Source organism: Saccharopolyspora sp. 6M (genome assembly GCF_020176775.1).
GTDB classification, from domain to species: domain Bacteria; phylum Actinomycetota; class Actinomycetes; order Mycobacteriales; family Pseudonocardiaceae; genus Saccharopolyspora_C; species Saccharopolyspora_C gregorii.
This window is the reverse complement of record NZ_JAIUJZ010000273.1, coordinates 1-5,294: the sequence shown is the minus strand read 5'-3', so window position 1 is coordinate 5,294 and position 5,294 is coordinate 1. Positions and strand designations below refer to the sequence as shown.

Genomic DNA, 5,294 nt, shown 5'->3' with positions numbered 1-5,294 from the left:
CCGCGCCCCGGGGGGGGGCCCCCCCCCCCCCCCCACCCCGCCCCCCCCCCCCCGCGGGGCCCCCCCCCCGGGCCCCCCCCCCCCCGCCCTCCCCGTACGGGCTGCCGAGCACGAAGAGCCCGGCCCGGAGCCCGGCCGCCGAGGTTCAGTCCCCACCACCCTCGACGACACCCACCATTATTGCCGACGCAATCGCGTGCTCGGTGCGTCCTGGTGCAACGCGGCGAGAAGGCGGCCGGTGGTCTCGGCCACCGTCGCCGACTCCGGCACGAGCTGTTCGCCGGGCCAGCCCAGCACGTCGTGCGGGCACCACCAGCGGCGCATTTCTTCAACGCCGAAGGCCGCCGCCTGCGGTCGTCCGGCGTGCCTGCGTAGCGTCTCTTCCCAAGAGACGTCGAAGTAGTACACGCGGGTCGGCCCGAGGTGATCACGTGCCAGGCGGGTCAGCAGGTCGTGGTAGCGCTCCCGGTGCAGGATGCCTTCCAGGACGACGTCGTAGCCGACGTTCAGGGCATAGCGCACGGTCTGCTCGATCAACCCGTAGTGCGGCCCGTCGGCGGTATCCCGGGCCTTGAGCACGGTGCGGCGCAGGTAATCCTGCTCGACCAGAGCCAGCGCGGCACCGCACTGCTCGCGCAGCGCTCGGGCCACGGTGGTCTTGCCACTGCCCGAATTGCCGCGCAGCACCAGCAGCCTGGTCTGTGCCGTTCCCATCGACCCCACTCCCTCACCCTAGAGAACCGCCGCTACGGCCAGCGGGAGAACCGCCGTTCACACTGGTCCGGCCAGACACCCGGCCAGCGGGGATCCGCCCGTGCACCAGCAGGAACCGACACGCCGGTAGACCTGCACGCAGCGGCGCACCAGTGCCGATCCGAGCCAGGCCTGCCAGGCATCGGCGCGTACCGCGACCGCCTTGATCCGAGTGCGCCTGACTACGCTGAGCAGGAACGCTCGCGTGCGGTAACGGTGCGTGTTTCGGAATGATCTCGCGAGTGGGCGGCCGGGCGAGAACGCGGTGCTTGCCGGTCATGATGCCCCTCGCATCACGTGGCCAGCCTGAACAGGCGTTCGGCGTTGCTATGGCTGATTTTCGCGCGCTGTGCGTCGGTCAGCGGTGCGTTGCGCAGGAAGGAGACAGCGTCGTTCGTGTTTTCGTAGGGCGCGTCGAGGGCGAACAGGACGTTGTCCTCACCGACGGCGTGCAGGGCGAGTTCCAGGACGCGGTCGTCGTTGATGCCGCTGGTCGTGATGACGAAGTTGCGCCGGAAGTATTCGCTCGGCGTCAACCGCAGCTTGGGCATGGGCCCCGCAGCGCCGGCGGTGCCGGCGGCGAAGGCGTGACGGTTGTCGATCCGCTTGAGCCAGTACGGGATGCCCTCGCCGAGGTGGCCGAGGACGATCGTCAGGTTCGGGTTGCGGTCGAATGCCCCGGAGAGGATCAGCCGCATGGCGTGTAGCCCGGCTTCGGCCTGATAGCCCCAGATCGCGCCTTGCATCCCGTAGACGTCGTAGGGCGCGAGCGCGCTCGGATAGCGGGGATGGAGATAGATCGGCGCCCGGGCTGCTTCCGCCGCGTCCAAGAAAGGCCGGAACCGCGGCTCGTCGAGGTAGTGTCCGTGCGTGTGAGAGTTGATCATCACGCCATTGAGGCCGAGTGAACTCATGATCCGCTCGGTCTCCCGTGCGGCCGCCTCGGGGTTCTGCGGGGCAACTGCGCCGAGAGCGCCGAACCGGCCCGTGTGTGTGCGGACGAGTTCGGCGAGCGCATCGTTGACCAGGCGCGCGAGCGGCACCGCGTTCTCGGCGTAGTAGGGCTGGACTCCCGGCGGGTTGGTGCTGAGCACAGCCATCGCCTGCCCGGCCGCGTCCATCGCGGCGACCCGTGCGTCGATGTCATGCAGCGCCGCCGCGGTCGGACCGGAGCTTTCGACGGTGCGCATGAGTTCGACTTCGGCCTCGTCACCGGGGTGGACGGCGAGGCCGTGTGCGGCGCCGAGGAACACATCGGTGGTGACGTGTTCCTCGACCGCGATGATCCGCTCAGAGCTCATGCTCGCCGCCCTCCGTCGACCGAGAGCACCACACCGGTCACGTAGGAGGATTGGTCGGAGGCCAACCAGATGGTGGCCTCCGCGATCTCCTCCGGCCTCGCGAGACGCCCCAACGGGGTGGCCGTTTCCTGCTGCGAGGCCATGTCCGTACCAACGGCGACCTGATCGAACATCGCCGTTCTGGTGATCGCGGGCGCAACAGCGTTGATCCGGACGTGCCGGGACGCGTAGTCGATCGCGGCCGTCTTGGTGAGCCCGACGACGCCGTGCTTGCTCGCGACATAAGCCGGTGCGTGCGGGATCGCGTACAGGCCACCGTTGGAGGCCACGTTCACGATCGCACCGCCGCCAGCACGCACGAGGTGAGGAATTTCGTGCTTCATCGAGAAGAACGTTCCGGTCAGGTTGACGGCTATCACTCGTTCCCACGCCGTCGCGGTCATTTCGATGAGCTCCTGCCCGGTCGAGGGGACCGCGGCGTTGTTCACGGCCACGTCCAACCGGCCGAAAGTCGTGACCGTTCGGCCGACGGCCGTCTCCACGGATTCCTCGTCCGCGATGTCCAGTCGGGCGGAGAAAGCGGTTCCACCGGACTTGTCGATGGCCGAAGCCGTCTCGGTGGCCGATGCCTCGTCCAGGTCGAGGACAGCGACCGCCGCGCGACGATGAGCGAGGCCGAGTGCGATGGCCCGGCCGATACCGCGCCCGGCGCCGGTGACCAGCGCGACCTTCCCGGCGAAGTCGTTCATCGCAGCGGCTCGTGGTTGGCCCAGGCCACGCGGTACGGGTAGCGAGCCTGCCACTTCTGGATGACCTCGTGCGCGCCCGGCGCCGCGAACAGCCGCGCCAGCGCGGCTTCGTCAGCGACACCGAACTGCAAGATCGCCGTCGCGACCAGAGCCGGAATGGCGTCTTCGCCCGGCATCCGGATATGCCGCCGCACGGCGAAATCTTCCACGGCGCCGGTGTCACACATCGCTTTTTCGATGTCGGCGAGGTACTGCCGCAGCTCGGTGTCCGGAATGGCCTCGGCGAACGAGACGATCATCGTGTGGTTAATCATGAGACCAGTCAACGCCGCCGCTTCGCGGGATGTCCAATACACATCTTCCGGAAACTGATAACGTGCAGGAATGGATTCGCTGGAGATCCGCGAACTGCGGTACTTCGTGACCGTCGCGGAGGAGCTGCACTTCGGCCGCGCGGCCGAGCGCCTGTCGATCGCACAACCGGCGCTGACGAAGACGATTCAGCGGATCGAAGCACGCTTGAACGTGCAACTGTTCACCCGGTCGAGTCGCCGGGTCGCGCTCACCACAGCCGGTAGTGCGCTGCTCGAACACGGTCGGCACGCACTCGACGCCATGGCGACGGCGGTCAGCAGCGCCCAGCGGGCCGACGCCGAGGAACACGTTCGGCTGGTGATCAAACCCGGTGGTGACGCGAACCTGCTGTCCGGCATCCTCACCCGCTACGCCCAGTACCAGGACGCACGTGAGATCGATGTCGTGTTCAGCGGCGGCACGGGCCGGGCGGGCTTCCTCCGGGACGGCCGGGCCGACGTAGCTCTGCTCTACACGCCGTTCGACGACACCGATGGCCTCGCAACCCGGGTGCTGCACACCGAAGACCGAGTGGCCGTGCTTCCGGTCGGCCACCCCTTGGCCGCCCGGCGTTCGATCGAGCTCGCCGATCTCGCCGGAGAACGATTCCCCCGCTGGAAGGATGTTCCCGGCGACGGCGCCGAGCCAGAGATCGAAACCGTCGCCGAACTCCTCCCGCTGGTGACCATCGGCCGGGTGATCTCGGTCCTGCCACGCTCACTGGTGCGGCCGACCCCGCCGGGCGTGATCTGCGTCCCCGTCACCGACGCCGGCCCCAGCCACGTTGTCATCGCACGCCAGGCCCAGGACCATCGTCCCGCGGTCGCCGCGCTCATCGAGGCGGCCGTCACCGCACCACCTTCGAACTTCTAGCCTGGCGGGTGGACCTCGTCGGCGGAGATCCGGAGGTATATCGCTACCCGCAACGGCGGACTGTGCTCCTCGCGCGGCTGGTCGCTGGTGGTCGGGTTAGCCGCACCCGAAGGCGACGCTGACGACGCTTGGGGGCGGTGGGCGCCGCCATCACGACACCGCCCCCGCACCTGCCGACGACTACTCAGGGCATCGGATCGGACGGGCCCCAGTCCGGCTGGCAGATCGTGTCCCGGTCAGCGACATTCGGGCAACGGCACCCTCAGAGTCCGCAACGACCACGAGAGCAGGCTCGTACCGCCGTACTTCAAGTACCACGGGATCGCCGACGCGGTTGGTGGGTGCGGCGAGGTCGGCTGCGGTGTCAACGAGGTCGTTTAGCCCTCGGGTCAGCGGCATCGAAGGTCTCGACCCGTCACTGGTGGATGGCGCGGGCGGATTCGTCGACCAGCTGCGATGTGAGTGCGTGGGCGCGGCGGGCCCGTGCGGCCGTGTCCTGTTCGTCCGGGCCGGGTTCGAGATAGGCGCGCTGTGCCGTGCCGTTGTCGGTGCGGTCGCTGTTGAGGCGGCCGGAGTCGACCCCGACAGTGGAAGGCGGCGGAAAACACAAGCCGTCCGCCGCGTTCCACCGGCACTGATCAGCACCTGGCGACAAGCCCGACGGAGATGCTGCGGACGCGGCCGCAGGGCGCGTAGCACGCACCACTAGGGAGGCGGGCCGAATCTCGAACTTTTCATCGATCCGACCGAGCTCCACTACGCGCACAAGCGGTCTACAACGAGACCGAAACCTTTGCTCACCAAGCGCTGTGCTCACACGGGCCACGCTCGAACCGGTGCTTTATCACCACCGAACCCCCTTCACAGGAGATCCGAAAATATCGGCGTCTCCCCTGGTGGCGCCCCCGGCAGGACTCGAACCTGCGACCTAAGGATTAGAAGTCCTTTGCTCTGTCCAGCTGAGCTACGAGGGCCCGCACATCGCTCGCGTGAGCTGCAGCAAGCAGGGTAACCGGCCGCTCCGTCGACAGTGGTACCGACGCCAACGGCGTTGCAGACCCGGTATCGAACGGCAAGCTGATCGACAGCTCCACGCCGGGAATCGCGCCGGAAGATCACAGAGGAATCACCGCGCGCACGTCGGGGGGGCCCCCCCCCCCCCCCCCCCCCCCGCCCCCCCCCGCCCCCCCCCACCGCCGAAAAACAGCAAGCCCGCCCCCAACAGCAGACGCCAGAGACAGACCGCAGGGAAGAAAAGAGCACC

The 5,294-nt window shown here is 68.3% G+C and carries 5 protein-coding genes and 1 tRNA gene; 1 reads left to right on the top strand and 5 read right to left on the bottom strand.

Annotated elements, in window-relative coordinates; all coding sequences use genetic code 11:
* Nucleotides 1-177: 177 nt before the first annotated feature.
* From LCD31_RS27175 to LCD31_RS27160, 4 genes are all read right to left on the bottom strand, one after another.
* On the bottom strand, nucleotides 178-714 hold the full coding sequence (locus tag LCD31_RS27175; RefSeq protein WP_224962749.1) for an AAA family ATPase: 537 nt from the start codon (nucleotides 712-714) through the stop codon (nucleotides 178-180).
* A gap of 332 nt (nucleotides 715-1,046) precedes the next feature.
* Nucleotides 1,047-2,054 carry an amidohydrolase family protein gene (locus LCD31_RS27170; RefSeq protein WP_224962747.1) on the bottom strand — a complete coding sequence of 336 codons (1,008 nt, stop codon included), beginning with the start codon at nucleotides 2,052-2,054 and terminating at the stop codon, nucleotides 1,047-1,049.
* Nucleotides 2,051-2,803: an SDR family NAD(P)-dependent oxidoreductase gene (locus LCD31_RS27165; RefSeq protein ID WP_224962744.1), complete on the bottom strand. Its 753-nt coding sequence runs from the start codon at nucleotides 2,801-2,803 to the stop codon at nucleotides 2,051-2,053. The genes LCD31_RS27170 and LCD31_RS27165 overlap by 4 nt, the downstream gene beginning before the upstream one ends.
* A complete protein-coding gene (locus tag LCD31_RS27160; protein WP_224962742.1) occupies nucleotides 2,800-3,102 on the bottom strand; it encodes a hypothetical protein in 303 nt (100 codons plus the stop codon). The genes LCD31_RS27165 and LCD31_RS27160 overlap by 4 nt, the downstream gene beginning before the upstream one ends.
* 85 nt (nucleotides 3,103-3,187) lie before the next feature.
* Here LCD31_RS27160 and LCD31_RS27155 point away from each other — a divergent pair, with 85 nt between their 5' ends.
* A complete protein-coding gene (locus LCD31_RS27155) occupies nucleotides 3,188-4,030 on the top strand; it encodes a LysR family transcriptional regulator (protein WP_224962740.1) in 843 nt (280 codons plus the stop codon).
* 897 nt (nucleotides 4,031-4,927) lie between these two features.
* Here the strand turns inward: LCD31_RS27155 and LCD31_RS27150 are convergent.
* Nucleotides 4,928-5,004: transfer RNA gene (locus LCD31_RS27150), tRNA-Arg, on the bottom strand.
* Nucleotides 5,005-5,294 lie beyond the last annotated feature (290 nt).